Source organism: Elusimicrobia bacterium HGW-Elusimicrobia-1 (genome assembly GCA_002841695.1).
Classification (GTDB): Bacteria; Elusimicrobiota; Endomicrobiia; order PHAN01; family PHAN01; genus PHAN01.
Genome location: PHAN01000002.1, coordinates 99,720 through 126,029 on the forward strand (window position 1 = coordinate 99,720; position 26,310 = coordinate 126,029).

The window sequence follows — 26,310 nt, forward strand, 5'->3', positions numbered from 1 at the left end:
CCGTAGGCAAAAGGACTTGTCCCCGTAGGCAAAAGGACTTGTCTCCGTAGGCAAAAGGACTTGTCTCCGTAGGCAAAAGGGCTTGTCCCCGTAGGCAAAAGGGCTTGTCCCCGTAGGCAAAAGGACTTGTCTCCGTAGACAAAAGGGCTTGTCCCCGTAGACAAAAATGGAACCACCAAAAAAAATCCGGCTGGAAAAAGAACTATATTCACAACCCGGAAGAATATATTTTGTTACTGTTAATACAAATTTTAAAAAAGGTTTTTTTATAGAGGACAACTTTAATCGCGAAATTATACAGTGTTTATTGACGGAGAGAAATAACAGATATAGTATTTTCGTATATTGTTTGATGCCTGACCATATTCATTTTTTAATTTCAACAAATGCTGAAAATTATTCAATTACTGATTTTGTGAATAGATTTAAAGGATTGACAACAAGAATTGGTTGGAAATACGGTGTTGAAAAAGTTCTATGGCAAAGAAGATTTTACGATCATATATTAAGAAAGCAAGAAGATGCTAAAAAAATTGCGGAGTATATAGTTAGCAATCCTGTAAGAAAAGGTTTGGTTAAAAATTGGAAAGAATATCCATATTGTGGGTATATAGATGAATTTTAAATTACGCCCGTGTAGTGTAGGGATTTATGCCCGTAACAAATTTGCGTATTTACGCCCACAAGGGGCTACATTGCATACGTATTTACGCCCGCAAGGGGCTACACTACTGTTATTATTTATTTGCAATTTGCTTTATGCTCTTGAAATCGGAACTCCTGCGGGTGAGACGGGCGGCTTTGCGACGCAGCAGAAACATTTTTACGGCGACTATCTTTCGTCGGGCTCGCCTTCGGACTCCGTTTGGAGTTCGTCGGCGGCGATGACACGCGAGGCGCTCGCCGACGGCACGACGATATACTTCGCGGACATTCCGGTAACGGCGGGCAACACCTTTTACTACTATTTTAAAACTCAATCGTCGGGCGAGCAAAAAACGCCGGTATACAGAACTATCTACGTCAGCAGTTCGAATCCCGGCGAAATTATCGTCGACGGAACGGCGTATCCGGCGGCGGGTCTCGTTGCGGCGGCTACGGTCTGGCACAACTTCTCGGACGCTCCGCCGCCTCCGGCCAATCTCACTTCTTTCTGGTCAGCCGCCAACGACTTCGTATCTCTTGAATGGGACAACCCGCTTTTCGACGGAACCGCTGTTTTCGATCTTACGGGCGGAGGCGGTTATGAGATATGGCGCTCAAGCGTATCGTTTTCCGACGGTATGGCCGTGATATCTTCCGTCACGGCGATTTTAAGCCGCATGAGTTTTCCTGATTCGTCCGTCGAGGCGGGCGCGACTTATTATTACCGCGTCCGCGCCTACGACGCGTATCTTCCGCCAATGCTTTCGTCTCCCGCGCAAACTTCGCCCGCATCGAAAAGAAATTACGTCACGGTTGCCCTCGAGGTCGACGTATTCGCGCTATCGGGAGTAACCGGGGTTTCCGTTATCGGAGATTTCACCTCGCCGCCGTTTTACAAAGGCCGTCTGAGTATGGATTACGCCGGCGGCGGCAAATGGCGGCTCGAACACGCCGACGCTTCGCTTTACTCCGGAGCGCTCATCAAATACAAATATCTCGTCAACGGCGAACTTTATGAACCCGATCTGCCGCCTGCGCTCGGAGGGCCGTACAGAAATGTCGCGATAAAGGATGAGGGTTCGCGCAGAATGACTATTAAAGACGTCTGGTCGGTCTGGACTCCGACGGGAACGCCGTCGAACCTGCCGCGGTTTATGACGGCTTTTTCCGCCGAGCCGTCCGCCGGCGCCGTCAAAATCACATGGGACTGCGACCCCTTTTCGACGGGCACTCTTCTGGGTTACGCACTTGAGCGCTCGTCGTTCGCCGCCGGCGGTTATTCCGTAATATCTTCGCCGGATATCCTGGGCCCCGCGACATTCTACTACTCGGACGTCCTCGCCGACGGCTCGACGGCTTTCTACAGGATCGCCGCCGTATCCTCGTCGGGACAATGGTCGGAGTTCTCCGATGCCGTAAAGGCCAATCCTCCGTCCGTCGGGGAATCTCTGCCGCGATACAATCCCGCCGCCCAAGAGGTTTTCGCGGCGGGCGATTTTATTTGCGATATCGGTAATCTGACGGGTGAAGTCATACTTGCGTGGAATGCCGCGTCTCATGACGCGGCCTACGGCGCGGCGAGCGCATACATTGTCAAATACGCGACATTCCCGATAATCGGCGCCGATTCTTTTCATCGCGCAAAGACCGCCGGCGCGGCGCGCGGTTTGCCGTTGGGCGCGACGGGGCGTCTGACGACTTTGAACCTCGGCGGGGACTGCCCGGGTTTTTACTTTGCGGTCTGCGCGGTCTACGGCTCGTGGCACGTCGTGGGATTTTCAACTTCCGTCGTGGCGGTAGCCCCCAAGGCCTTCGACGCCAAGGATGGCGGCCTCGTCGTCAAAACGTTGCGTTTCGCGGGATCCTCGCCGGAGGCGCCGAGCGTGGCGGCGATGGAGTTTCCGCCGGGTGCGCTTCAACAGGGCGAATATCTCGGAGTCATAAAAAATCTCGGGGAATTACGGCTCGACGGATCGGTCGCGGCCAAGATAGACGCGGCCAATTCACTCGCCTCGCGTGATGCCAGATTCGGCTATGTCGCGGATAACGAGAACCTTGCGTCGTCGAGCGTTTTCGCTTTCGATCTTTACGATTCGGCGAAAAACGATTACTTTAATCCCGTCGCCGGCAGAAGAGCGCGCAAAGACATAGTCGTCTCGCTGTCTTACGCAGGGCTGTCCATTGTGCCGGAGGAGTTGAAAGTCGCGCGCCTCAACGAAAAAAACGATTTCTGGCGGATACTGAAAGATATCAAACCCGATATAGACCGCGACGCCAAGCTCATAAAGTTCAAAACTAAGGAACTCTCGGTCTACGCACTCTTTCGCGCGCCGGCTCCCGCCGCCGATCTTTCGAACGTAGCGGTTTATCCGAACCCCTTCAAGCCGCACGACGGCTTACGCGAAACGGGCGACTATTCGACGGGAATCAGATTCACCAACCTCACACGGAACGCGGATATCAGGATTTATAATATAGCCGGCGAATTGGTCAGATACAAAGGGCTTGAAGCCGACGAGATCGGAGAGTGCCGCTGGGACGCCATGAACGACGACGGTGAACGCGTCGCAAGCGGCGTTTACATTTTCATTGCGAAAGATGAAAGCGTCAAGGTCGGCAAAAACCATTTCACAGGAAAAGTGGGAATTGTAAGATAAAGTGGTCAGTGGATAGTGGTTAGTAAATAAAACGGATAATATATGAGAAAATTGTGTCTTTCGACTAGTGTTTCGACGGCAACTCGCGGACGAGGACGGCCCCTGCGACGGATTGCCCTTGTCCTTGCCTTTACTATCCACTATACACTGACCACTAACCACTCTCTACACGCCGCCGGCACGACATCCGCGACTTTTCTTAAACTCGGTGTCGGGGCGAGACCGGTGGGGATGGCCTCGGCGTTCGCAGGCGTGGCCGACGACGTCAACTCCGTCGCATGGAACCCTGCGGGGCTCGCCTCAGTCGACGCGAAAGAATTTTCGTTTATGCATCTTGAACATTTTCAGGACGTGCGCTACGATTCGCTGTGCTATGCTCATCCTATGAAAAAAACGGTCGTCGCATTCGGCTTTGGCTATCTGTATACCGACGAGATAACAAGGACTTTCATAGACGACGATGTTTATGCGGGTTTTCGCGCGCAGGGAGATTACCGGCTCCAGGATAGGACGTTTTTTGTTGCGGCGGCAAGACGAATCTCCGATGATAAGGCCGTCGGAGCGCTCGTCAGGTGGCTTTCGGAGAGGATAGAAGATAATGAAGCGACGGGGCTCGCCGCCGACGTCGGATATCTTCATCTCGTGACGGACCGTCTCGCGTTCGGTTTGTCCGTCCAGAATATCGGCGGGACGATAAGATTCATCGCGGCCGACGAAATGCTGCCGCTGACTTTTCGCGCGGGCTTCGGATATGACGTTGTCGCCGGAAAACTCAAACTCGCGCTCGACTTCGTCAAGCCCGTCGACTATCAACTTTCGATCAATCTCGGCGCCGAGTACAGGGCGTTTGACGCGCTCGCCGTCAGAGGCGGATGGAGCTTCAAAGATTTGTTCTACGACGACCGGCTTAACGGAACATCCGGCGCGGCTCTGGGGATGGGGTTTTCTTTTCACAATTATTCTCTTGACTACGCTTTCGCGCCTTATGGAGAGCTCGGTTATTCTCACAGAATATCGTTCGGGGGAAAGTTTTGAAAAAGCAGGGTTTAGAAAGACAGGGTTTAGGGCATAGGGTCTAGGGTTTAGTAAAATGAATAAAAAACAGAGTATAAAAAAGACAGGGTTTAGGGTTCAGGGTTTAGGGGTTAGGTTTTTTTTCTTTTTTCTTTTTTCTATTTTCTATCCCCTAACCCATAGACCCTATACCCTGCTTTATGCTACAACCCCCCACACAATTGCTATCGACGGCAACATCGCCGAATGGCGCAAAGACGAGTTGATTTACGACGACTCCTGGAACGACTCTCCGTGGGGCGCGCAAAATGAAATCCACCGATTGTACGCCACATGGGACGACTCGGCTTTGTACCTTGGAGTATCGGGCGTTCAGAAGGACGGCAACAACCTTATCGTCTACATAGACACATCCCCGCTCGACGGAATCGCGGACGCCTCCCTTCTGAAAGATCCGGGTAATCCCTCGGGGATGTGGTGGTGGCGCAGAGGGAATAAATTCGCCCACGGCTTCAGACCGGATTTTCAGTGGCATCTTTACGAGATGAAACTGGATCCCGCGGATGGCCACGGATTTTTCCGGCTCTATCCCGACGATACGACCGCGAATCTCAACGGCTCCGTCGCGCAGAAGGCCTCCGGCGGGGGCGCGGGCAATATCGGTTACGCCGAGATAAAGATACCGTGGCAGATTTTATTCGGCGCGGCATCTTTCCCGTCGGGAGAGGAAATCAGAATCGCGGCGGCTGTCACGGGCGGTATGGATACGCGAGGCACGCTCGATTCTTCCGACGATCTTTTCGGCTCGGCGCGCGACACGATACCCGACCAAAAGGCGGTTTTCCCCGAAGTATGGCACGATTCTTCTACGATAGACACGTGGCTCGCTCTGAATCTTTCGGGAACCTCCGGCGACCGGTCGCCGGTGCCGCGCTCGCTCGTCTTAACTCCGCAAAGTCCGTTCGATGCGAAGGTTTCCTGGCAGACGCGCGGGATCATCGAAAGCAATCTCGACGAATACCGGCTGTATTACGCCCAAGACGGAACCGACGGGCGTTACGTCCGCGCGGCATCGACGGAGACGTCCGCCGCGATAGAAGGCCTCGTCGCGGGTGCGACCTATCATTTTTTTCTGAGGGCGGTATATTCGGGCGAGGGGGAAGGCGGTTGTTCTGAAACGTTGGTTTCGCGGCTGCTGCGCCCTTCGCTCGCGCATTCGGCGCAAAGTGTATTTTGCTTTCCCGGTAAAATCCTCGATATTGAAGTCGAATCCTCCGCCGCGCCGTCGGCGGTTGCGTTGCGCTATTTGTTTGACTCTGAAAATGTCTGGCGCACGTCGGCGATGAACATCGCCGGATCCAAGGCCTCATACGCTCTTTGGCTGCCTTCAATCCCGGCCACACTGAAATATTATTTCGAAATAACGGACTCGGCCGGCACTCATCTTCTGCCCGCCTCGGCGCCGGCCTTCTCGTATGCCGTAAAGATAGAGTCGCGCGGTTCGGCGTACGCGCCGCTCTCGACGCAAACTTCGACGCTCGATTTCGGGGGAGGAGTCCTGATGGAAATACCGCCGGACGGGCTCTCGACCGCGACGACCATCTATTTCGAATATTCATCGTCGAACGGCGATCTTTACGGCGACGGCGGACTCAGAGCGCTCGCGTATTACGATTTTTACGCGCTTGATAGAAGCGGCAGCCGCGTCGGAGTGGTTTTCGAAAAGCCCGCGTTGATTAAGCTCAGATATTTCGACGACGACATCGCCGGCGTATCCGAATATGAGCTTTCCGTCGGGCGCATAGCCGGCGCAAGAAACGTGGCGCTCAAAGGAACGGTTTCCGCGGCCGAAAATAAAATATCTTTCGAGACGTCCCATTTTTCCCGCTTTGCGATTTTTTCAGGAGAGACGGCCGTCTCGCCGATTGCCGGGCCGCTTAAAAAAGTCGTGCGGCCCACATTTAATCCGTCTCTGGGCGAAGTCGTGGAGTTCGACTGCGAGACGCCGTCGAAGATAGAAATATTCGATATGCGCGGTCGCCTAATCCGGACTTTTGACGGGAACTTCTGGGACGGCCGCGATTCGCTCGGCTCCAAAACTGCGCCCGGCGTATATCTTTATCGTCTCAGTACGCCCGAGCCGGGAAGAAAGAATATTTACGGCAGTTGTGTGGTAATCAGGTAACCGTGTGTTAATCGGATAACAAATTGAGTCAATTGAAAAACCCTTATCACGTCATTCCCGCGAAAGCGGGAATCCAGAGTTTCAGTCGTAGTATGGATTCGTCCCCGAATGTCTTTATCGGGGATAACAACATTCGGGAATGACCCCCGATAAAAACGTTCGAGGGCAGGCATACGGGAAAAAGGTTGGTTTTTCAATTGACTCAAATTAAAAGGTGAAAATATTTACGGTGGCTGGCTCGATAAAATGATGATGACGAAACATTCGTTTGCGCGTCTTCGCGCGGCGGCATTGGCGGCAGCGGTGCTATGTGTTTGCGCCGCGGCGTCGAGATCCTACGAGCCGGGCGCAAACGCGGCTATTTTATCGTCGGCGGGAGGCGGCGCCGCCGCGATGTCGGCGCATTATGTCTGGCTCAATCCCGCCGCCGCGGCCTTCGCCGCCGACGGATTTGCGTCGAGCGTCGGCTATAAAAAGTTTTTCGCCGGGGTTGACACTTCCGCCGCAGAAGGAGTGCCGGGATATATCAGGCCGGACATCTCCGAGACGACGCTCGAAGTTCTCTGTCCGTTCGGCGACGGTCTGACGGCCGGCGCGGGATTCTATTCGCTCGGGCTCAAGGATTATTTTTCGCGTCAGAACCTGGTTCTTTACGCCGCATATCCGGTCGGGGGCTCGACCTATTCCTCGCAGGGCGATCATCTGTCGTCGGATGACCGTATCGTCATAGGCGCCGCGCTCAAACAGGTTTCGATTTCTTATGTCGCGGACGAATATACCTCCGATTTTTTCTCCGTGTACTCAGGGCGTAAAAGCGCGCTGACTCTGGACGTCGGGGCGATATATACCGCCGGTCGTCTGCGATTGGGAGTCGTCGGGCGCAATCTCATTCCAGCGAATCTCGGCATCTATGAAAACGCGCCTGAGGATGTCTCCTTCCTCATCGGCGCGGCGGCGGTCTTCCGGCCATACGAGTTGCGGCTCGACTTCGCCGCATCAGGATACAAGGGTTTCACCGAAGCGATACCTTCGGTCGAGATAAAAGCCGGCGCGGCGGATTTTCGTCTGGGCGTCAATTCGTCGCAGGCGGCCGCCGGCGCGACCCTGCGTTCCGGCGATATTGCCCTGACGGCGGCTTTCATATATCCCTACGTGATATCCGGCGGCTTCGGCGATTTCGCGGCCGAGTTTTCTTACAGGATAAAATAATGACAATTTCGGCGAAGGACAAAACCCCGCACACCTTTCTCTTCGGCGCGGAACTCGCCGCCCAGACGGCGGTGTTGCTGTGGATCGCTCTGGCGCTCGCAGTAGTTTTCGTTTCTCTAAGGGCGCCGCAGCACATAATTCTTGTGTATCCGGCTTCCGTCCTCGTAATTTTTTTGAGTCACATTTTTTCGGGAACGTCCGTCGCGGCGTCATTGCTGGCTTTTTTTACCATAATCTCTCTCGTCGGCGCGATAGCCGCTTCATCGGTGACGAACAGGGCGACTTTCATCTCGTCTCTGGCGCTCTCATGGGCGGTGTTTTTCGCGGCGCTGAAATACGCGGCTATAATGGATTCCCGTCGGGCGGCATTCGCGGAAAAATCGGAAGAGTTTGAGATAGCTCTTAACGAGACGCGGCGGTTTGCGGCGGAGCATTCAGAGACCGCCGCTGCCTGTGAACGCAGGATAGAAAACTATTCTAAAATGGCCGCGTTTCTGCGCGCGGTGTGCGGCCTTCTTGACGCGGAGGATTTTTTTGCGGCATTGAGCGGCAGGTTCGCCGGCTATCTCGGCGAAGGCGCGATGCTTTCCTTCCGCTCCGCTCCGCCGGATTTTGTGGCGGCCGCCGGCGGAAGCGCGGGCGCGTTCCATGCGACCGGAGCATTTTTCGTCTCCGCCGATTCGAGGCGCATAGCCGCGACTTTTCTCGACGAAGTCCCCGGGCGCGAATGGGTTTTGGTCGAAAAAACTTCCCGGGCTCTGACCGACGACGATAAGCGTTTTCTTTCTTTGGCTCTTGATTTTTCAAGGACGGCGGCGGCAAATGCGATGCTTTACGAAAAAACTCAGAAACTATCCATACTCGATGAACTCACGGGAGCGTATCTGAGGGGTTACCTTATGGAGCGCTTTGATGAGGAATTTACGCTCGCGCGCGGACACGGCGCTCCCCTTTCGGCGCTTATGTTCGACATCGATCATTTCAAGAGCATTAACGACGAACACGGACACACCGTCGGAGATGAAGTGCTAAAAGCCATTGCTCATTCGCTCAGGAGGCGACTGCGCGAGACCGACATCCTCGGAAGATACGGGGGGGAAGAGTTTGTCGCCGTAATGCCGCATACGGACTGCGCCGCCGCCCTGGCCGTCGCCCAAGAAGTCCGATCGATGATAGAACACGAAAGATTCTTCGCCGGACCGGCGTCCGCGGCTCTCCGTGTGACGGTAAGCGTGGGCGCGGCTTCGATGGAATCGTCCGACGAATCCTGGCAACAAATTCTCTCTCGCGCCGACAAGATGCTTTATGCGGCCAAAATATCCGGTCGAAATCGCGTGATGCCGTCGCCGGATAGCGGATCGGGAGCAAAACCCGGCCCTGATAAAAATTAAGGATATGAACTTTATCGGATACGTCTACCCTCACATCGGTTACTTCCTGTCGGCGGCTTTTCTGTGGTCACTGACGATGACAGCCGCCAAACCCCGGGCGATTGCGGCGGCTGTCTCGACCGCAGCGGTTCTGATATGGGTGTTTCCGATACTGTGGCCGACAATCGGGATGGAGTCGCGCGCGATCGTCGGGCCGCTTACATTTTTTGCGATATCGGCGATATTCGCCTCGGATTTCTATAAATCACTCGGCCGCGCGGCGAGGGGTTGCGCCGCGAAAATAGATGAGATGGGATGCCGGCTCGCCGTCGAAAAAGAGCGACTCGCCGCCGCGACTGCCGGGGCTATTAAGCTTCAGCGAGATCTCGACAAAACGACCGCCGACTTCGTCGCGGCTAAAGAAACGCTCTCGCAAATGAATAAAGAGGAACTCTGCGAAAATATAACCCGCCTCGTTTCATCGGTCGAGGGAGTGTCGGGCGTCCGTGTTTTCGACCACAAGGGATCGTGCCTTTCCGCCTTTCCTCGCCTTCCGTCGGAAAGCCACTCGGCCGACGTGCGTGTCTTTTTTGAGAACGGTCCAATGCCGTCGAACGGAAATTATTTTTTCGGCGCGATATCGGACGGGAACAGGCGGCTCGGCGCGATATTGGCGGAGTTTGTGTCGGCCCCTGCGAGCGACCGCCTTAGCGCCGTTGAAAATCTATTTTCCGTATTTGCTCTCGGCTATCGCCGCGCGGCGCTCTTTGAAGAGTACGAATCGAAATCGCGCCACGACGCGCTCACCGGACTTTTTAACCGGCGTTATTTTTTTCGGAAACTCGACATCGAGATTAAGCGAGCGCACAGATACGGAAGCGGTTTCGCTCTGCTTATGCTCGACGCGGATAACTTCAAAAAAGTCAACGACACTTACGGACATCCGGCCGGCGATGCGGTGCTCGTCAAAATATCGTCCGTGCTTGCGGCGTTTGAATATCCGGGCGCTTTCGTCGGAAGGTACGGCGGCGAGGAGTTTGTCGTCTGCCTGCCTTACTGCGATTCCTCAACGGCGCTCGAACAAGCCGAACGCGTGCGACGTTCGATAGAGGCCGCGGATTTTTCGGATAATCTTCGGGGAATGATACAATTCCACGTAACGGCGAGCGTCGGCGCGGCCGTATATCCGGATTCAGGCGTTACGGGAGCGGCTCTATGCGCCGCCGCCGATAATGCTCTCTACGCGGCTAAAGAAAGCGGCAGAAACCGCTCGGTACTCTCAAGTCGCCCGTCCGCGCCATAAGCGGCAAGAATGACTTAACGGAGGAAATTATGCTGGAAAAACTCGTTTCAAGGATGACCCCGAAATGGCGCGACACGACGGTGGCTCTCGTTTTTCTTTCGCCGTTTCTGGCCGTTTACGCCGTTTTTCTCGTCTATCCGATTTTTTACTCGATGTATCTGAGTTTCAGGACGGTGAGCGTCGATACCGACATGTTCAACGTTTTTTCAGATATGAGATTTACCGGCCTGAAAAACTATATTGAACTTGCGAAAGATTATCACTTCTGGTGGTCGCTCGCCGTAACTTTTTACTACGCTATCCTCTATATACCGCTTCTGATTTTCTCCTCGCTCGTTCTGGCAGTGCTTCTTAACAATCATCTCAAAGGGCACTCGTTTTTCCGCAGCGCCTATTTCATGCCGAATGTCCTGGATATGTTTGTCGTCGGAACCATATGGATGTTCCTCTACGCCCCGCAGGGAGGCGTCATCTCGCAGATTATGAACGCTCTCGGCATAGATTTTTTTTCGCGCGAGGGAATACTCGGCAGCCCCCGCACCGCAATGCTCGGAGTCGTCGTGGCTTTGGTTCTCAAAAACACCGGTTTCGGAATGATTCTTTTTCTTGCGGCGATACAAAACATATCACGCTCGGTCTACGAAGCCGCCGACATCGACGGAGCCAGTAACTGGCAGAAGTTCACGAAAATCACGATACCTCTCGTGAGACCCATAATCCTTTTTATGGTTGTGACGGGTATGATAGGAGCGCTCAACTCCTTCACCGAAATTTACGCGATGACTTCCGGCAAGCCCAACGTCGTCGTTTTCGGTAAGACGATGGAGGCGACGCGCGTGGCGGGATATTATCTTTTCCGTCAGTGGGACAGGATGAATTACGGTTACGCCGCCGCCATGAGCTACGCCCTTCTTTTTATTACGCTGGCGGTCTCTTACGTCAACGCGAAGATTCTTAAGTCGTCGCATTAGAAAAAGGATGTAGCGGTGGGATTGCCATCCCACAAATTCGGCGAATAGCAATTCGCCCGCTACATTATTTCAACGGAGGAAAAAAATGACATTGATAACAAAAACGCCGGAACTGGCAAAAAAAACATTTCTCTACGTCGCGCTGGCCGTAGGCGCGGTCTTCGTGCTTTTCCCGTTTTTCTGGATGATACTCGTTGCGCTGAAACCCGACGAACAGGTTTTCGCGCTGAATTTTATCCTGCAAAAACCGCTTCTTAAAAATTTCGTCGACATCTGGACGAATCCCTCGTATCCTTTCGGAAGATTCTTCGTCAACAGTTTGATAGTGGCGACGAGCGGCGGTTTTTTCACGGCGCTGTTCTGCTCGCTGGGCGGTTACGTTTTCGCGAAGAAAGATTTTTATTTCAAAGAGCAGATATTCTGGATTCTTCTGGCTACGATGATGATACCGGGGATGATGTTTTTGGTGCCGCAGTTCGCCATCGTCACGAAACTCGGGTGGATAAACACCTACTCGGGAATGGTTGTTCCGCATCTGGCCAATGTCTTCGGGATATTCCTGATGAGGCAGTACATGGAGACGATTCCGACGAGCATCATAGAATCCGCCAAGATAGACGGCGCGGGCGAATGGCAGATATTCTGGCGGCTGATAGTGCCGCTTTCCATGACAATAATAACGATGGTTTTTCTTTTGAGCTTTCTTTTTCACTGGTCGAACTTTCTCTGGCATCTCGTCGTAAACACGCCCGAGTCGGACAAACTTACTCTGCCCATAGGCCTCGCGCTTTTTAAGGGGCAGTACACCTCCGACTGGGCAAAGATGATGGCGGCGTCGTGTTTCAGTATAATCCCGATAGCGTTGATATTCGTTGTCGCCCAGAAGTTTTTTATCGAGGGACTGACGTCGGGAGCCGTAAAAGAGTAAATGTAGCGCGAGGATTTATCCTCGCTAATAAAAAAGCGAACTTAAAAGTTCGCGCTACAAATCGTAAAAGACCGGAGGGAAAATGAAAAAAATAAGATTAATGCGACCGTTAGGGCGAATAGCAATCCCTCGTTTCACTCGGGACAAGTTTCGCCTGCTACTTGTTTCCTTACTTTTTGCTGTCTTTGTCGGTGGTTGCGTCCGGAAGGCAAAAGAGCCGATTGCCGATGGCGTCAAATTTCTCACCATCTGGCAGACGTACAATAACGAGGAACACGATGTGTTTCTCAAGGTCGTCTCCGAATACGAAAAGAATAATCAGGGCGTGAAGATAAAAGTTCAGCGCATACCGTGGGATCAGCACGTCACGAAAATAAAAGTAGCGATGATAACGCATACGGTGCCCGACATCGCGCGGGTTGACCCTGCTTTCCTGCCGCGGCTCGTGAGGTCGCGCTCGGTCATCGACTTGAGTGATTACGGCGCGGACAGAATCATCGGAGATCTCGTACCCGCTGCGGCGCAGGCGAACGTCTTCCCCGAGTCGTTCTTCGTCCACGGCTCGACGTCGTCGCGCAAAAGGATATTCGGCCTTCCCGATCAGACGACCGGCGTGGCGCTTTTTTATAACAAAAAACTCTTCGCCGATGCCGGGTTCGCGCGCGGGCCTGCGACGTGGGAAGAATTCGTCAAATACGCCAAAGCCCTCACGCGCGACCTCGACGGCGACGGTCGCGCCGACCAGTTCGGCTTTGCGGCGGACCTTTCGCTGTGGTTCACATTTCCGTTTTTTAACACATACGGTGTGAAATTCATCAGCGACGACGGAAAAACCTGTCTGCTGGACTCTTTGGCGGCGCGCGAGGCGCTTCAACTTAAAGTGGATCTCTACGCCAGGCACAAGGTCGAGGCGGGCGCCTGGCAGGCGGGCGCGATAAGCCCCGACACCGGATTCATTAACCGCAAATACGCGATGATATTTACCGGCCCGTGGAACCTCAAAAGATTCAAGGACGCGGGCATTCCGTTCGGCGTTTCGCTGATACCGCGCGGACCCGCCGGTTCGTCGACAAACGTCGGCGGATCGAGTATGGTGGTATTCAGAACATCCCGCCATCCCGACGAAGCGTATAAGTTTCTCATGTATCTTGTCTCGCCGGCGACGCAGAAAAAGTGGGCGGAGGCGCTGAGTCAGATTCCCGTCAATATCAAGGCATATCCGATGGTGAACGTTTCCGCGCTGCCGGAACTGAAAATATTCATGGAGCAGATGAAGACGGCCGTGCCGCGCCCGAAGGTTCTCGACTATGACGAACTCGAAAGCATAATGAATGCCGAGATGTACACCGCGCTTTCGGGACAGAAAACCGTCGAGCGGTCGCTCAAGGACGCCGTCGAGGAAATCAACAAGAGGGTGTTGAATCTGGAATAAGTTAGGGTCTAGGGTTTAGTAAAATGAATAAAAATATAGAAAAGACAGGGTTTAGAAAGGCAGGGTTTAGGGTTCAGGGTTTAGGGGTTAGGATTTTTGTTTTAATTTTTTTCTATACCCTAACCCCTAAACCCCATGCCCTGCTTTTCTCCGCGCCGCGTCACACCATTACCGTCGACGGCGATTTATCCGAGTGGGCGTCCGACGAAACAAGAGTCGCCGATTCCGCCGACTCCGTATGGGACCCGGGCGCCGGCAAAAACGAGATAAAAAATCTCCGCGTCACGTGGGATGCCGAGGCGCTTTACGTGGGCGTCGAGGGAATGGCGACGGACAAAGGTATCCTGTTATATCTCGACAGCGGGCGCGGAGCGGGTTATTCCGATTTGCGCGAAATAAAAACGTGGAACCGCCGCGTGAGCTTCGAAAACTTTGCGCCCGATTTCTTCTACGGCGCGTGGGACGGCTCCGACGGCAATTTTTACAGGTTGAGTTCTTCGTGGAGCGCCGAGAACGTAAGTTCAAAGTGTTCGCTGAAAAACTCTAAAACTTCGGCCGCGGCGGGGTGGGAGATGAAGATTCCTTTCGACCTTCTTTATTCGCGCGGGAACGCCGTCGATACCGGGGCGCGCATAAAGATATTCGCCTCCCTTGCCACCGGCGACATAGGTTCGGCCGCGTCCGGAGATTACGGCTATCTCGGCGGTGACTGCGCGCCGGACAACGAATTGACCGGACTCGGCGACGCCCTGATATCAAATTACGCGCAAGTCGTCGTCGATTCCGACGGCGACGGCCTGCCCGACGACGCTTTTGCGCGCGCTGCGCTTTCCTTCAGAGAGGTGTCTCTTTCGGAGGTTAAGTTTGCGCCCGCGCTTCACTCCTTGACGATTTTGCGCGTCGAGGTCACAAAAGAATCTTCGGTCTCGGCGGAAATCTACGGCCTCGACGGAAAAAAAATCAGGACGCTTTCGGCACAGACCTCCGCCCAAAATTTTGTCCTGAGTTTTTCGTGGGACGGCCGGGACGATTCGGGCGCCGATGTCGCCGGCGGCGTTTACATAATCAATCTGCGCGCGTCTTCGCTCGACGAAAGCGCGCGTCTTAATAAGGCCGTCGTTGTCATAAGGTGATTAAAGGCAGAGGACAGAAACCAGAAGGCAGAGATTAAGAGATTGGGAAATTAGGGAACTACTTTTTAGCGCAATAATCCTCTAATCTCACAATCACCTAATCTCATCTTTTCCGCTTGCCGAACTGTGAACTTTTAACTATGGACTTTTTCTCTCTTTTCTCGTCGGTGCAGAAATTCCCTGTCTTTGTCTGTGCCGCAATATTCCTCGTTTTATGCCCGACGGACGCGCTGGCCGCTTTCATCCGTTTCCCGTCCTCAGCGAGGGTGTTGTCGCTGGGCGGCGCCTCGGCGGCGCTTGCCGACGACGCATCGGCCGTGCGCTCCAATCCCGCGGGGATGGTTCAATCGGATGGAATCGCTCTCGCCTGCGGCTACGCCGATATCTATGCCGCCGATGGATTGTACCGCGCCGAGACGGCTGCGGTTTATGCGCGCGGCGCCTCGGCGTGGGGCATCTCGTGGGAGAAACTCGGACTTCAGGGGACTTATGACGAGGACGTCGCGGCTATCGCCTTCGCAAGGCAAATCTCCGACAGTACGAGCGTCGGGGCGGCGGTTTCTTCTTACAAAAGTGAAGTCAAGAATTTTACGACGCCGTTTTATAAAGGCCCACGCTCGGCCGCGGGCTTCGCCCTCGGCGTTTTATGGCAGATTTCCGACGACATACTTGCCGCCGCCGTCGCCGACAACATCAACGAACCGCAGCTTGCCGACGGCGAAAAACTAGCTCAATCGGCGCGGCTGGGCTTAAGATACCATCCATTTGCGAGCGGTCTTGTAACAGCGGAACACGAAACGGCCGGCAATGTTTTGCGCTGCGGATTTGAGGTCGTCATCGGCGGAATGCTGCCGGTGCGCGTCGGCGTCGAGCGTGGCCGCCCGACCTTCGGATTCGGCATAGAAACAGGTTTTATCTCGATTGATTTCGCCCTGCTTTCCGACCATAATCTGGGTCAACTCTACCAGACGGGTGTCAGGATGAAATTATGAAAAAACCGCTTGCGCGCCTCATTCTGGCGGTTATGGCGCTCGGCTTTGTCGATGCCGCGGCTTGGGCTTCGTCTGTCGGAATCGGCGGTTATTACGAAACCGAATTTTCTTGGCGTAAGGAATCGGATTTCGAATGGAATCTCGCCTCGCCAAAGCATTACCTGCAGACAAAGTTTTGGGCGAATCCGCGACAAGGTGTGGAAGTATATTCGCAGTTTTCGGCGCGCACGAACGAAAGTTGGAACGAAAAATATTTTTTCGAACTTGAGCGCGGGTGGGGAAAATGGCGGTTTGGTTCGGGCGAGACATTTTTTCTGCTTAAAGAAGAAAGACACTGGATCGACTCGCCGCTCTTACGAATATCCGAACAATCGAAGGCCTCATACTTCAACGACGGCTCCGGCGCGCGGATCAACTTTTTCGGCGCGGGGACACCCTTGAGGGCAAGCGTTGTTTTAACAAAGTCCCTGCCTAAAGCGCGGCAGGAGTGGTACGGCTCTTATTTTGACGAAAACGCGCATAATTTCGTCGCACGCCTTGGCGCGGATTTCAGGACACCTATCGAGGCGCTCGACAGAATATCCGTCGGAGGATCTTATCTGAATTCGGCGCTGATACAGCAAAAGTACGATTCCGCCGGCAATTTTCTCAATGAGCACGCGATGATAAACGACGTCATTTCGCTCGACGCCAAACTTTCGGTTTTCGACGCGACATTGACGGGCGAATGGTCGGGTTCCCAAAAAAAAGGATCGGCGAACGACCCGCTTCCGTCGGAAAATCAGACGGCGTTCGCCGCCGAGTTGCGCGACTTAAACTTAAGGCCGCTGCGCCTGCAAACGCGTTTCTACGACTATGGGCCGGGCTATCGTTCGGAGCTGTCGCGCGCCTTCGGGCGGCTCTCCCGCGACGGAAACGACGCCGACAAAGAGTTCGGCCGCCGGGGATATTACTTTGAAACCGGCTATCTGTGGCCGAAAAAAATGATAACCTTCACGTACAAACGAAAATATAGAATGTCTGACTTCGATTACCTGACCAACAATCAGAATATCCGCGAGGATTATATTATTTACCGGGCCACAGAGACGTATACCGGTTCCTACGACGCTATCGAATCGCGGATAGATTTCGCCAACGGCATAAAAAACATCTCCGCCGTCGAGCTTTCCGGCGATAGACAAGGATCGTGGCCGGGGTTTCTCTTTGAAATTTCGGGCGATACGCGCGATGTTTATTCGCGCGTCCAGTTCAGGGTAAAGGACGCCGGCTCCGAAACGGGTCTTGGCGAAAGACACATCATCGGCGCCGAAGTCAGATACAACCTTTCCGATCATCTGCAGCTTTATGCGCGCACGGTCTCGGTGAACGCGGCTAAACGCGGCAGAAACTGGTCGAGCGCTTTCTATCAACTTAGATATTTTATGGGATGGGACATCGAGGGTTATGTTGAATACGGCGACGGCTGGCACACCGATTCGCTGTCGCACGACTCCGACATAACCGATTACGATCGCTCGCTCGTCGACGTGGTCAGGATACTTTTCAAGATTAACTTTTGATTTTGTCGTCGAACGGAGACAAATATGAAAAAGAAAAAAAATATCGCGTTCGCGAACAAGAATCATATGATCATCGCCTCGGCGGTTTTTGTAGCGCTTCTTGCGGTTTCTTCCGCCGCCGGTCCTTTGGCGCCGAAAGCCGTTCAGGGCGGCGTGGAATTCGCTTACGAAGCCGCCCGCGACGCCAAAAAGATTGCCGTGGCCGGTGAGTTTAATTCATGGAACCATGAAAAAAAATTTCTAAAGTACGACCCCGTCCGCGGACTCTGGACGACGGTTGTTGAGCTTGGCGAGGGAAGACACGAATATAAATTTGTCGTCGACGGAACGTGGCAGGAGGGCGCCAATCTCGTCGCCGAAGTGAAAAAGAAAGACGGACGGCTTGTTGTTGAGGAGCCCGCCTCCGCGCCCAATACGCCCTACTCGGCAAAGATAAATTTCTCGGGCAAGTTCGTCGCCGAACTCGGAGCGCAGTCCCGCCAACAGCGGGACGACTTCTCTTCCATGCCGCCCGTCAATCACGCGGACTTCGACTGGAATATAACCGCCTCGAAAGACGCCTCGGGCTTCGCGCGGCTTGAATATGACGGCGACAAAACCTCGGGCAAACTCCTATTTAAACAGGGCCGGATAAGTTTCGCGCCGACGGGTTTCGAGACGTCGATGTATTACAAGCAGAAAGCGATTCAGTTCGACGACCCTCTGCGCGCGACAGACAGGGCCGTGACGCTGAAATACGACGCCGTCGAGTTCTTCGATGAAACCAATCCGCATAAGGCGTTCGGTCTCTGGGAGCAGGCCGTCGCCGTAAAAACGGATTTTCTCGGCGGGGCCTTTTCCGCGTTTTATTCGGACATGCTCCGTCCGGCGACGTACTTTCACACTCTTGAAGACAACAGCGGACTTCGTTATGCGCGGAGTTTCAAATCCATCCCGTTGAAAATCGCTTTTACGACGAGGCGCACTCGCGGCGGATGGTGGCCGTGGGCGAACAGCGACAACAACTGGTTTCCCGATCCCGAAAAGCCGAACGGCTACTCATGGGACGCCGCGGCCAGAGGAAGCGTTGCGACCTGGTATAACGGATATCTCAACGAAGATTTCATAGGCGTTGACGGAAAATTCGACTTTCTGCCCGGTGTCGCCCTGTTCGGTGAAACGGCGTCGGTAAAGAAAGAATTGAAATCGCAAAAGATATCGGGGGGCAGCGCGCACGAAAAGACGTGGACCATCGAAAACGGCGCCGAGAGTATTTACGGCGTAAAATACTCGCGCGGAAAGATACTCTCGCTTCAGGCCTCGGCGTCAAGCCGGAACACAACTTTCACCCCGCCGCTTTATGCGGGCGAAACCTTCGCCGCCACCGGCTCCGGTTTTTCTTTGGCCGCGCGTCTGCGCGCCGGATCTTTCACTTTAGCGGCGGCGGGCTCGTCGCGAAAAAACTCGCGGATAGAAAAAATACTCCCGCTCGACATACATCCCTACGCGCGGCCTCTCGTCTATCAAGGTCTATTTCCGATGGAAGCCGCGTCCGTCGGATTTCTCGTCCATGCCGTCGAAGAGGAAAATGCCGTTATAAGCGCCGCGGAATATTCCGCTCCCGCGTTTTCCGTCGGAGCGAAAAGCAGAATATCTTCGCTTAAACTCTTGCCGCGATCCTACGCCGGCGGAATCTGGAATGTCAATCCGTTCATCGCCGCGCCCGACGAAATCACGCTTTCCGAGTCGGCGCTCGATGCCGCCGTCAAAATTTGGCCGGATATTACGGTCGAGTCCGCGCTCAGATTGTTCGCGTGGGACGATAAAAACGAAGGCGGCTTGAAAGCATACTCGGCGCTTTTTCTGGCGCTCAAATACGACTTCTCGAAAAATTCATACGTGCGGCTCGGTTGGGGGCTCGACCCCGAGGACACCGACGACGATATTCTCGCGGGATTTGACGCGCGGGAAAGCTTTTTATATAATCTGCGCGAAGCGTCGATTCTTGAAGCCGCGCGGACGCTTGAGTCGCTTCGGAGAATTTCCGTGCGTATGTTCGTGAGATTTTAACGATATGGAAAAATATTCTGCGACAGACCGGATACAATCGCGTCGGGCCGGCATAATTCCGGTCGCGGCGACGTTCTTCCTTGCACTCGCCGTATTTTCCGGCTGCGCCACGTTCAACATTATCCGCGACCGTATAGAGTCGCCCGTAATTGACGGCGCTAAGGTTGTTTTTTATTACGACTCCGATTCCGCTAAGAGCGTCTCGGTGGCCGGTGAGTTCAATGGATGGGAATATCGTCCCGAACAGCCGCGCGCGATAGTGATGAAAAGAAACGAAAAGGGGGGCGTCTGGCAGGCGTCGTCCGAGATATCTCCGGGCCGATATCAATATAAAATAGTGATAGATTATCAAACGTGGATTACCGATCCATATAACACCAACACAGTCGATGACGGAACCGGCAATCTCAACTCGCTTCTCGTCGTAAAATAGGAAATTAGGAGATTGGGAGATTAGGGGGGATAACGGAGGTATTAAGATGAAACGCAGATTTGTGGTTGCGCTGGTTTGCGCTCTGACGGCGGCATTCGCCGTTTCTTCAGCCGGAGCGAAACTGAGGAAAGTCGGTTCGGCCGAGAGCGGCAAATCCGTCGAATGCGCTACGCGCGTTACCGGCGCGGGCGTCGAGTTCGTTTACGAAAACCCCTCGGCGAAAAACGTCTTCGTGGCCGGTTCTTTCAACGACTGGAACTCTTCGCGCGACGCTCTTTCGAAAGATAAAAAGGGTGTTTGGCGCGCGACGCTGCCGTTGAAAACGGGAACGCATCAGTACAAGTTCGTCGTCGACGGCAACTGGATGGCAGATCCTTCCAATCCTCAAACCTCCGACGACGGCTTAGGCGGGAAAAACTCGGCTGTGGAAATAAAATCTGCGGCAGATGGAAAACCCGCCCCCGCAACCGCGGCGCCCGGCGCAGGCGGGCCGAAAGTTACGGGCGAGGGCGTTAGATTTGTCTATAAAAACCCCGCGGCGAAAAACGTCTTCGCGGCGGGCGAGTTCAACGCATGGAACGCGCAGGCCGATCCGCTCATAAGGCAGAAAGACGGAACGTGGCTGCTCGTCAAGAAAATCCCCCCCGGAAGATACAATTATAAGTTCATCGTCGACGGACAGTGGCTCAATGATCCCGTCAATACCGCAACCTCCGACGACGGTTACGGCGGAAAGAACTCGGTTCTGGAAGTAGTCGCAGCCGCCGCGCCGTCGCACAAACTGTCGGCCGCGACGAGACAGACCAAGACGGGGATAGAGTTCGTTTACGAAAATGCATCCGCCAAAAGCGTCGCAGTTGCGGGCAGTTTCAATAACTGGAGCGCCTCGTCGCACCGTCTCGAAAAGGATAAGTCGGGCATCTGGAAGACATCGGTTCCTCTGGGTAAAGGCAAATATCAGTATAAGTTTGTCGTCGACGGCGAATGGAAAGAGGATCCGTCGAACTCCCAAAACTCCGAAGACGGCCTCGGCGGGAAAAACTCAGTCATCGAGGTTCGCTGATATAAAAGAAGGGAGAAGTTTAAGAAGTAAGAGGCAAGAAGTGAGACCGTTGAAAAAGTTCACCGGATGTCACCCTGAACGAAGTGAAGGGTCTCGTTGTCCGTAGGAAGGCGAGATTCTTCCCAAGTTTTCAACTTGGTCAGAATGACAAAATAGAGGTTTTTCAACGGTCTCAAGTAAGAAACAAGAATTGTCTTTATCTTGTCTCTTACTTCTCGCCTCTTGCTTCTTATTATGAGACCGTTAAAAAAGTCCCCTTGGTCGTCATTACGAGGAGGTCGCCGTGGCGACCGACGAAGCAATCTCGTTTTTCAATCAAAATGTGAGATTGCCGCGCCCCGCCACACAACGGCGGGGCTCGCAATGACAAATTACGGAGTTTTTCAACAATCTCGGTATCTTGCTTTTTTTCTCTTTTTTTGGGGGCAAGGGTGGGGAATTTTCAGAAAATGACTTCGACGGAAATTTCGTCGCCGGGCGCGACACGCTCGGCGTTTACCCGCGCGAAGTTAAAGCGGCTTTCAAGCGTTTCGCCGAATATCTTGTTTGTCGTCGAGAACTCGGTTTTCTTCCCTTCGACGAGAACTTTCCTGGCTTTGCGCTTCCCTCCAAAAACCAGAAAACTGATTTCCTGCGTTTCAGGCGCCCCGTCATAAGAGCCGCCCTCCGCCGCCGATAACTTTATCAAGACCCTGCCGCCGCGCGAGCGCGCAATAACGCGTCTTTTAAGATACGCGCCGTTGTCGCAGGCGTTTGTGACGCCGTCGTCTTCGTAGTAGTCAAAAAACGTTTCGCCGCGCGACGGAAAAACGAGAAATTCAATATTTTTCGGCACGCCGAGCCGCCCGGCCGGCGCGGTCGACGGAATTATCGAGCCCTCCCGGGCGAAGAGCGCGATTTTGTCGATGGCGACGTCGATATGGCGCGAGCGTTTTCCTTTTATTATCTCGCCGTCCTCAAGTGGTATCCACGTGCCTTCGGGGAAATATGTCATTCTCGTGGAAACCCTGCCCGGCGAGTAAGCGGGCGCGGCCATAAGCGAAGCGCCGATGAGGTACTGCTCCCTGTAATCGTAGCAGTTTGCGTCCCGCGGATACTCGACGTAAAGCCCGCGGAAAGGCGGCACTCCCGTTTCGTGGCATTCGCGCGCCAAAGAGTAAAGATAAGGATTCAGCGCGTATCTCGCGCGGACGTATTTTTTGAAGATAGAAACCGCCTCTTCGGAATAATTCCAGGCGTCGCGGGACGCGCCCGACGAATGTGTGCGCAAAACAGGAGAAAAACATCCGAACTCTACCCATCTGATAAAAAGTTCCTCGTCTATATTTTTTCCCAGAAACCCGCCGATATCGTGCGACCAGTAAGCCGCGCCTATGTTCCCGCCCTGATGCGTGAATGCAATCTGGCGCTTTATCGTCTCAAAAGTCGAATATGTATCGCCGGAGAATTGTACCGGATATTTGTGGGAGCCGATACCGCCCCATCGTGAAAGTATCATCGCTCTGCGGCCGTCGCGGGCATTGGCGGCGGCTTCGTAGTAAAACCTGTTGAGCCACATCTGAGAGTGCAAGTCCATTATCCCGCCTGAAGCGCCCCAGCCGTCCACCCACCAGAAGTCGATTCCTTCGTCGAGAATTTTCGTGAATATCTTTTCCGACCACGCGCGCACATAGCGGTCGTCGTTCCACTGAACGCGGAAATCGCTTATATCGGGCAGGACTTTTTTTATTTGGGCGCGGCAGGGGTCGTCAGGGGGAAGCTCGTCCGAAACGCCGTAGCCGGGGTGGTCGTTGAGGCAGCATTTCACTCCGAGTTTTTTTAGATCCGAGATGAACCGCGCGGGATCGGGAAAGAACTCGGAGTTCCACTCGTAGCCGTTCCATCCGCATTTTCGCCAGTCGGTGTCTATGACGAAGACGTCCAGAGGTATGCCGAGTTCGCGGAATTTGTCGACGACGCCGAGGATATCATCGTGGCGGAACTTGTGCCAGCGCGAGTACCAGTAGCCGAGCGCCCATCGGGGTATCATCGGGATTTTCCCGAATAGTCCGATAAAATCGGCGAAGGCCTTTTTGTAGTCGGTTCCGCAGGCGAAGAAATACCAATCCTGAAAGTCGCTCGACGAGCGCTTTTTTATCCATCCGGTTTTTTCGTCGCGCAGAAAATCGCAGTGGTTGCGGTAGACGAAGTAGCCGTTTTTCGAGACGAGGCCCGGCGTGAAGCTCTCGTAAATCTTGCCCGACGGATATTTGTAAAGGTCGATGTGCGCGCCGCCGAGGTTTTCGGTGTCTTCGCCCCCCGGTTCGAATACACTCTCGCCCGAGAGCGCGCCGAAGACGCGGATTTTGAGGTTGCCTATGTCGAAGCATTTTCCGTCGGGAAGGAGTTCCAGCGCGAAGCGGCGGGTTTTGAGGGCGAACAGGCCGTTGGTTACAACCGAGTGGGGGACTTCCCCGCTGAAATTCGGTTCGAGTATCAGCGGATTTTCGTCGTCGAAAACTCCCTCCGCGGTGTATTCAAGCCGCAGCAGCGAGTCGGAGTAAACTGTGACGCGGTAGTTTTTGTCGACGAGATAAACCACCGGCGCCGAAGATATTTTGTGTATTTTCATGTGTGTGCCCTTATAACGAGACCGTTGAAAAAGTATTTTTTACTATTTTGTCATTCCCGAACGTTTTAATCGGGAATCCATTACTGACGGAAACTCTGGATTCCCGCTTTCGCGGGAATGACATAATTAAGGGTTTTTCAACAATCTCATTATGCGAATCTCAATAAGTATTTTTCAGCGCGCAACGAGTATCATCGCCGATCCTGCCGGGATGTCCACGGACAACTTCGATTTTTTTACTTTCATTAAGCGTGAGGGCTTTGCGACCCTGATTTTTTTTACGACGCGTCCGCCGTCGGCGCCGGGGGCGTCGAAGAGTTCGTAGCGCTTCTCGCCGAGGATGTCGAAGTACTCCGTTCCGTCGGGCGCGCCCGCGTCGAACGTGACGGCGCGGGAGGCGGCGGAATTGTTGACCGCGACAAAAATCCTGTCCGCGCCTCTTCTCCTGGCAAAGACGATAATTTCATTTTCGTCGTCGGCGAGCACACTCTCGTAAACGCCGGTATGGAGTTCCTCGCGCGTGTTATGTATCGCGGAGAGTTTCCTGTAGTGCTCGTAAATATCGCGCATAAATATTTTATCTTTATCGTCGAACGCAAGGTCTTTCCATACCATAGGCTCGCGGCAGAACGGGTCGTCCGAACTCCACATCCCGGCTTCGGAGCCGTACCATATCATCGGCGCACCGGGCAGCGCAAACTGCACAGCCGTCACTTTTTTGAGTTTTTCGTAGACGTCTTTCGACGGCCGCCCCTGCTTGTACGACGGGTTATAGTCGCCGGTGTCCGACGGATTGAGGCGGTTACCCTTGTCGTAGTGGCGCCCCGGATTAGAAAGCATCGAGACGGCGCGGTCGGTGTCGTGGCTGTCGAAGAGATTCTGCTGGACGAAGTTGACCTGATAAGGATAAAGCGCCAAAAGCCGTTTTATCTCCGAATCAAACTTCGAGGGCTTTATCCAGCCGTTGGAGAGCCAGTTGAGCGTCGTCTTGATAAAAGGATAGTTCATCTGCGCGTGAAAAAGTTCGGGTTTCAGCCATTCGGGGGATTCGTCCCATAATTCGCCCGAGATATAGGCGTCGGGGTTGATGGACTTGACAAGCCGCGACCACTCGACCCAGAAAGGCATCTTGACATTCTCGGGAACGTCTAATCGCCAGCCGTCTATACCGTCGGAAGGATCGCCGTCGCCGTTGGGATCCATCCAGCGGCGGGTGATGTCGAAGATGTGTTTTTTTGGGCCGGCGACGAGACCGTTTTCGTCTTCCCTGAATTCCGGCAGCCCGCCGAATCCCGCCCAACCCTCGTAGCCGCGGCCAGTGTGCGCTTCGCGCATGAATAATTCCCAGTCGGTGACACTGAACCAGTCGGCGTATTTCGATTTCCTGCCTTTTTTCTTGACGTCGTTAAATGCCCAGAAGTTATCGCCCGAGTGATTGAATACTCCGTCGATGATGACGCGAAAGCCCATCGCCTTGGCTTTTTTAAGAAAATCCAGAAAGAGCATGTCGGTCTTTGTCCATTTCCACGTGGCGGGATCATCCGTCTCGCCCCTGAGTTCGGCGATGTCGCCCTTGAATCCGAGATTGTCGTCTATGTGGCGATAATCCGAGGTGTTGTATTTGTGGTGCGATTCGGCTTTGAATACCGGCGTAAGATACAGCGCGGTCACGCCCATTTCTTTGAGATAATCAAGTTTTTCGACGAGTCCCTGAATGTCTCCGCCGAAGCGCCGTCCCCAGACGAAATCGTAGAAGCCGCCCTGCTCCGAGGGATGTTTCCTGGAAAAATCCCATGTCCACGGAAGCGAGCCGTCGGGATTGTTCGCGGGGTCGCCATCGCGGAAGCGCTCGGGCATTACCTGATACCAGACCGCGCCTTTCGCCCAATCGGGCGTCGCGAACTTTATTTTTGTCGAGGCAGTGAAAACCGTCCCGGCGGAGGGGTAAATTATCTTGGTGTTTCCGTCGGCCAGGGCAAACGAATATTTGAGATTTTGCGCGTCGCGGGGAATCTCGGCGAAAGCGCTCCAGTAGTCGAAGCCGAGATAGGTCTTTGTTTTTTCCATCGCAAAACGTTTGCCGCCGCCCGAGACGACTTCGGCGTTTTCGACGTCTCCGGCGAGCGCGCGAAGTTTTATCTCGGCAAGACCCTTCGTTATTACGTTAAAATATTCTATCTTGCGAGGATCGTGGCGCAGCGCCGCCACCGCGATGTTGTTGAGAATAGGCGCCCCGTATGACGTTCCCGTCTCACCGACGGCAATGCCCGAATTGAAACCTCCGAAGCCGTCTTCCTTTTTTAGGGCCGCGTCGGCCTTGGGGTCCTCCATCCAGCGGTCGCCGTTGACGACGAGTTTGTATAAGTGGAGGCCTTCTTTGAGTTCGAGCTTCGCCTCGAATTTCCCGTCGGGCCGCCGGCGCATCAGGTCTTTTGAGGAATTCCATTGGTTAAACGATCCGACTACCGCCACGGAATTTACCGCCTCTCCGGGCCGGGGTTCATATAGAAAAGAGATTTTCTGCGTCGGCGCAATCACCGCCGACAGAGCCGTCGTCATCAACAGCGCGACGGAGAAAACCGCCGCGAAGAAACATTTTTTCGATGAAAACATTGTGCCTCCATTACGTCACAGAGAGATGGATGAAAAGGCGGCATCGTTCAATTCCGCCGCGAAGCCATTATACAAAAATGACCCTCGCAGGCAAAAATCGGTAAAACGTTTTAACACAGGCGGTATCCGCCGTCCGCGCA

The 26,310-nt window shown here is 53.9% G+C and carries 18 protein-coding genes; 16 read left to right on the forward strand and 2 right to left on the reverse strand.

The features are described from left to right. The first annotated feature begins 166 nt into the window (after nt 1–166). The 16 genes from CVU77_01350 to CVU77_01425 all read left to right on the forward strand — a co-directional run bounded on the left by CVU77_01350 (nt 167) and on the right by CVU77_01425 (nt 20,946). On the forward strand, nt 167–625 hold the full coding sequence (locus tag CVU77_01350; GenBank protein ID PKN02094.1) for a hypothetical protein: 459 nt from the start codon (nt 167–169) through the stop codon (nt 623–625). 127 nt (nt 626–752) lie between these two features. After that, nucleotides 753–3,302, forward strand: coding sequence for a hypothetical protein (locus CVU77_01355; GenBank protein PKN02095.1), 2,550 nt, complete (start codon nt 753–755; stop codon nt 3,300–3,302). A gap of 231 nt (nt 3,303–3,533) precedes the next feature. Further along, nucleotides 3,534–4,337 (forward strand): hypothetical protein, encoded by an 804-nt coding sequence (locus CVU77_01360; protein PKN02096.1) that lies wholly within the window; start codon nt 3,534–3,536, stop codon nt 4,335–4,337. A 55-nt stretch (nt 4,338–4,392) separates the two neighbouring features. Next, nucleotides 4,393–6,501 carry a hypothetical protein gene (locus CVU77_01365; protein PKN02097.1) on the forward strand — a complete coding sequence of 703 codons (2,109 nt, stop codon included), beginning with the start codon at nt 4,393–4,395 and terminating at the stop codon, nt 6,499–6,501. Between the two features lie 246 nt (nt 6,502–6,747). Next, a complete protein-coding gene (locus tag CVU77_01370; protein PKN02098.1) occupies nt 6,748–7,710 on the forward strand; it encodes a hypothetical protein in 963 nt (320 codons plus the stop codon). Continuing rightward, nucleotides 7,710–9,101 (forward strand): hypothetical protein, encoded by a 1,392-nt coding sequence (locus CVU77_01375; GenBank protein ID PKN02099.1) that lies wholly within the window; start codon nt 7,710–7,712, stop codon nt 9,099–9,101. Before CVU77_01370 ends, CVU77_01375 begins: the two co-directional genes overlap by 1 nt. A gap of 4 nt (nt 9,102–9,105) precedes the next feature. Continuing rightward, nucleotides 9,106–10,383, forward strand: a complete 1,278-nt coding sequence (locus CVU77_01380) for a hypothetical protein (GenBank protein PKN02100.1) — start codon at nt 9,106–9,108, stop codon at nt 10,381–10,383. Between the two features lie 29 nt (nt 10,384–10,412). Next, nucleotides 10,413–11,354, forward strand: coding sequence for a hypothetical protein (locus CVU77_01385; GenBank protein PKN02101.1), 942 nt, complete (start codon nt 10,413–10,415; stop codon nt 11,352–11,354). 85 nt (nt 11,355–11,439) lie between these two features. Beyond that, nucleotides 11,440–12,282 carry a carbohydrate ABC transporter permease gene (locus tag CVU77_01390; GenBank protein PKN02102.1) on the forward strand — a complete coding sequence of 281 codons (843 nt, stop codon included), beginning with the start codon at nt 11,440–11,442 and terminating at the stop codon, nt 12,280–12,282. A gap of 82 nt (nt 12,283–12,364) precedes the next feature. After that, nucleotides 12,365–13,714 carry a hypothetical protein gene (locus tag CVU77_01395; protein PKN02103.1) on the forward strand — a complete coding sequence of 450 codons (1,350 nt, stop codon included), beginning with the start codon at nt 12,365–12,367 and terminating at the stop codon, nt 13,712–13,714. Nucleotides 13,715–13,737: 23 nt separating this feature from the next. Continuing rightward, entirely contained in the window at nt 13,738–14,847 is a 1,110-nt protein-coding gene (locus CVU77_01400) for a hypothetical protein (protein ID PKN02104.1), read from the forward strand. Between the two features lie 140 nt (nt 14,848–14,987). Continuing rightward, a complete protein-coding gene (locus tag CVU77_01405; GenBank protein PKN02105.1) occupies nt 14,988–15,839 on the forward strand; it encodes a hypothetical protein in 852 nt (283 codons plus the stop codon). Beyond that, a complete protein-coding gene (locus tag CVU77_01410) occupies nt 15,836–17,401 on the forward strand; it encodes a hypothetical protein (protein ID PKN02106.1) in 1,566 nt (521 codons plus the stop codon). The genes CVU77_01405 and CVU77_01410 overlap by 4 nt, the downstream gene beginning before the upstream one ends. Before the next feature lie 24 nt (nt 17,402–17,425). Then, the gene (locus tag CVU77_01415; GenBank protein ID PKN02107.1) at nt 17,426–19,450 is read left to right on the forward strand and encodes a hypothetical protein; all 2,025 of its coding nucleotides are present in this window, start codon (nt 17,426–17,428) and stop codon (nt 19,448–19,450) included. A 4-nt stretch (nt 19,451–19,454) separates the two neighbouring features. Then, nucleotides 19,455–19,883: a hypothetical protein gene (locus tag CVU77_01420; GenBank protein ID PKN02108.1), complete on the forward strand. Its 429-nt coding sequence runs from the start codon at nt 19,455–19,457 to the stop codon at nt 19,881–19,883. A gap of 46 nt (nt 19,884–19,929) precedes the next feature. After that, the gene (locus CVU77_01425) at nt 19,930–20,946 is read left to right on the forward strand and encodes a hypothetical protein (protein ID PKN02109.1); all 1,017 of its coding nucleotides are present in this window, start codon (nt 19,930–19,932) and stop codon (nt 20,944–20,946) included. Nucleotides 20,947–21,388: 442 nt separating this feature from the next. Here CVU77_01425 and CVU77_01430 read toward each other — a convergent pair whose 3' ends face one another. Next, nucleotides 21,389–23,557 (reverse strand): hypothetical protein, encoded by a 2,169-nt coding sequence (locus CVU77_01430; protein PKN02110.1) that lies wholly within the window; start codon nt 23,555–23,557, stop codon nt 21,389–21,391. A gap of 174 nt (nt 23,558–23,731) precedes the next feature. Next, nucleotides 23,732–26,170, reverse strand: coding sequence for a hypothetical protein (locus tag CVU77_01435; GenBank protein PKN02111.1), 2,439 nt, complete (start codon nt 26,168–26,170; stop codon nt 23,732–23,734). Nucleotides 26,171–26,310: the final 140 nt, after the last annotated feature.

What these genes read in the sequence shown, in the direction of transcription:
- CVU77_01350 (PKN02094.1), top strand. Translation starts at nt 167, where the DNA reads ATGGAACCACCAAAAAAAATCCGGCTGGAAAAAGAACTATATTCACAA.
- CVU77_01410 (PKN02106.1), top strand. Translation starts at nt 15,836, where the DNA reads ATGAAAAAACCGCTTGCGCGCCTCATTCTGGCGGTTATGGCGCTCGGC.
- CVU77_01405 (PKN02105.1), top strand. Translation starts at nt 14,988, where the DNA reads ATGGACTTTTTCTCTCTTTTCTCGTCGGTGCAGAAATTCCCTGTCTTT.
- CVU77_01400 (PKN02104.1), top strand. Translation starts at nt 13,738, where the DNA reads ATGAATAAAAATATAGAAAAGACAGGGTTTAGAAAGGCAGGGTTTAGG.
- CVU77_01430 (PKN02110.1), bottom strand. Translation starts at nt 23,557, where the DNA reads ATGAAAATACACAAAATATCTTCGGCGCCGGTGGTTTATCTCGTCGAC.
- CVU77_01425 (PKN02109.1), top strand. Translation starts at nt 19,930, where the DNA reads ATGAAACGCAGATTTGTGGTTGCGCTGGTTTGCGCTCTGACGGCGGCA.
- CVU77_01380 (PKN02100.1), top strand. Translation starts at nt 9,106, where the DNA reads ATGAACTTTATCGGATACGTCTACCCTCACATCGGTTACTTCCTGTCG.
- CVU77_01360 (PKN02096.1), top strand. Translation starts at nt 3,534, where the DNA reads ATGGCCTCGGCGTTCGCAGGCGTGGCCGACGACGTCAACTCCGTCGCA.
- CVU77_01375 (PKN02099.1), top strand. Translation starts at nt 7,710, where the DNA reads ATGACAATTTCGGCGAAGGACAAAACCCCGCACACCTTTCTCTTCGGC.
- CVU77_01420 (PKN02108.1), top strand. Translation starts at nt 19,455, where the DNA reads ATGGAAAAATATTCTGCGACAGACCGGATACAATCGCGTCGGGCCGGC.
- CVU77_01435 (PKN02111.1), bottom strand. Translation starts at nt 26,170, where the DNA reads ATGTTTTCATCGAAAAAATGTTTCTTCGCGGCGGTTTTCTCCGTCGCG.
- CVU77_01415 (PKN02107.1), top strand. Translation starts at nt 17,426, where the DNA reads ATGAAAAAGAAAAAAAATATCGCGTTCGCGAACAAGAATCATATGATC.
- CVU77_01390 (PKN02102.1), top strand. Translation starts at nt 11,440, where the DNA reads ATGACATTGATAACAAAAACGCCGGAACTGGCAAAAAAAACATTTCTC.
- CVU77_01395 (PKN02103.1), top strand. Translation starts at nt 12,365, where the DNA reads ATGAAAAAAATAAGATTAATGCGACCGTTAGGGCGAATAGCAATCCCT.
- CVU77_01365 (PKN02097.1), top strand. Translation starts at nt 4,393, where the DNA reads ATGAATAAAAAACAGAGTATAAAAAAGACAGGGTTTAGGGTTCAGGGT.
- CVU77_01385 (PKN02101.1), top strand. Translation starts at nt 10,413, where the DNA reads ATGCTGGAAAAACTCGTTTCAAGGATGACCCCGAAATGGCGCGACACG.
- CVU77_01370 (PKN02098.1), top strand. Translation starts at nt 6,748, where the DNA reads ATGATGATGACGAAACATTCGTTTGCGCGTCTTCGCGCGGCGGCATTG.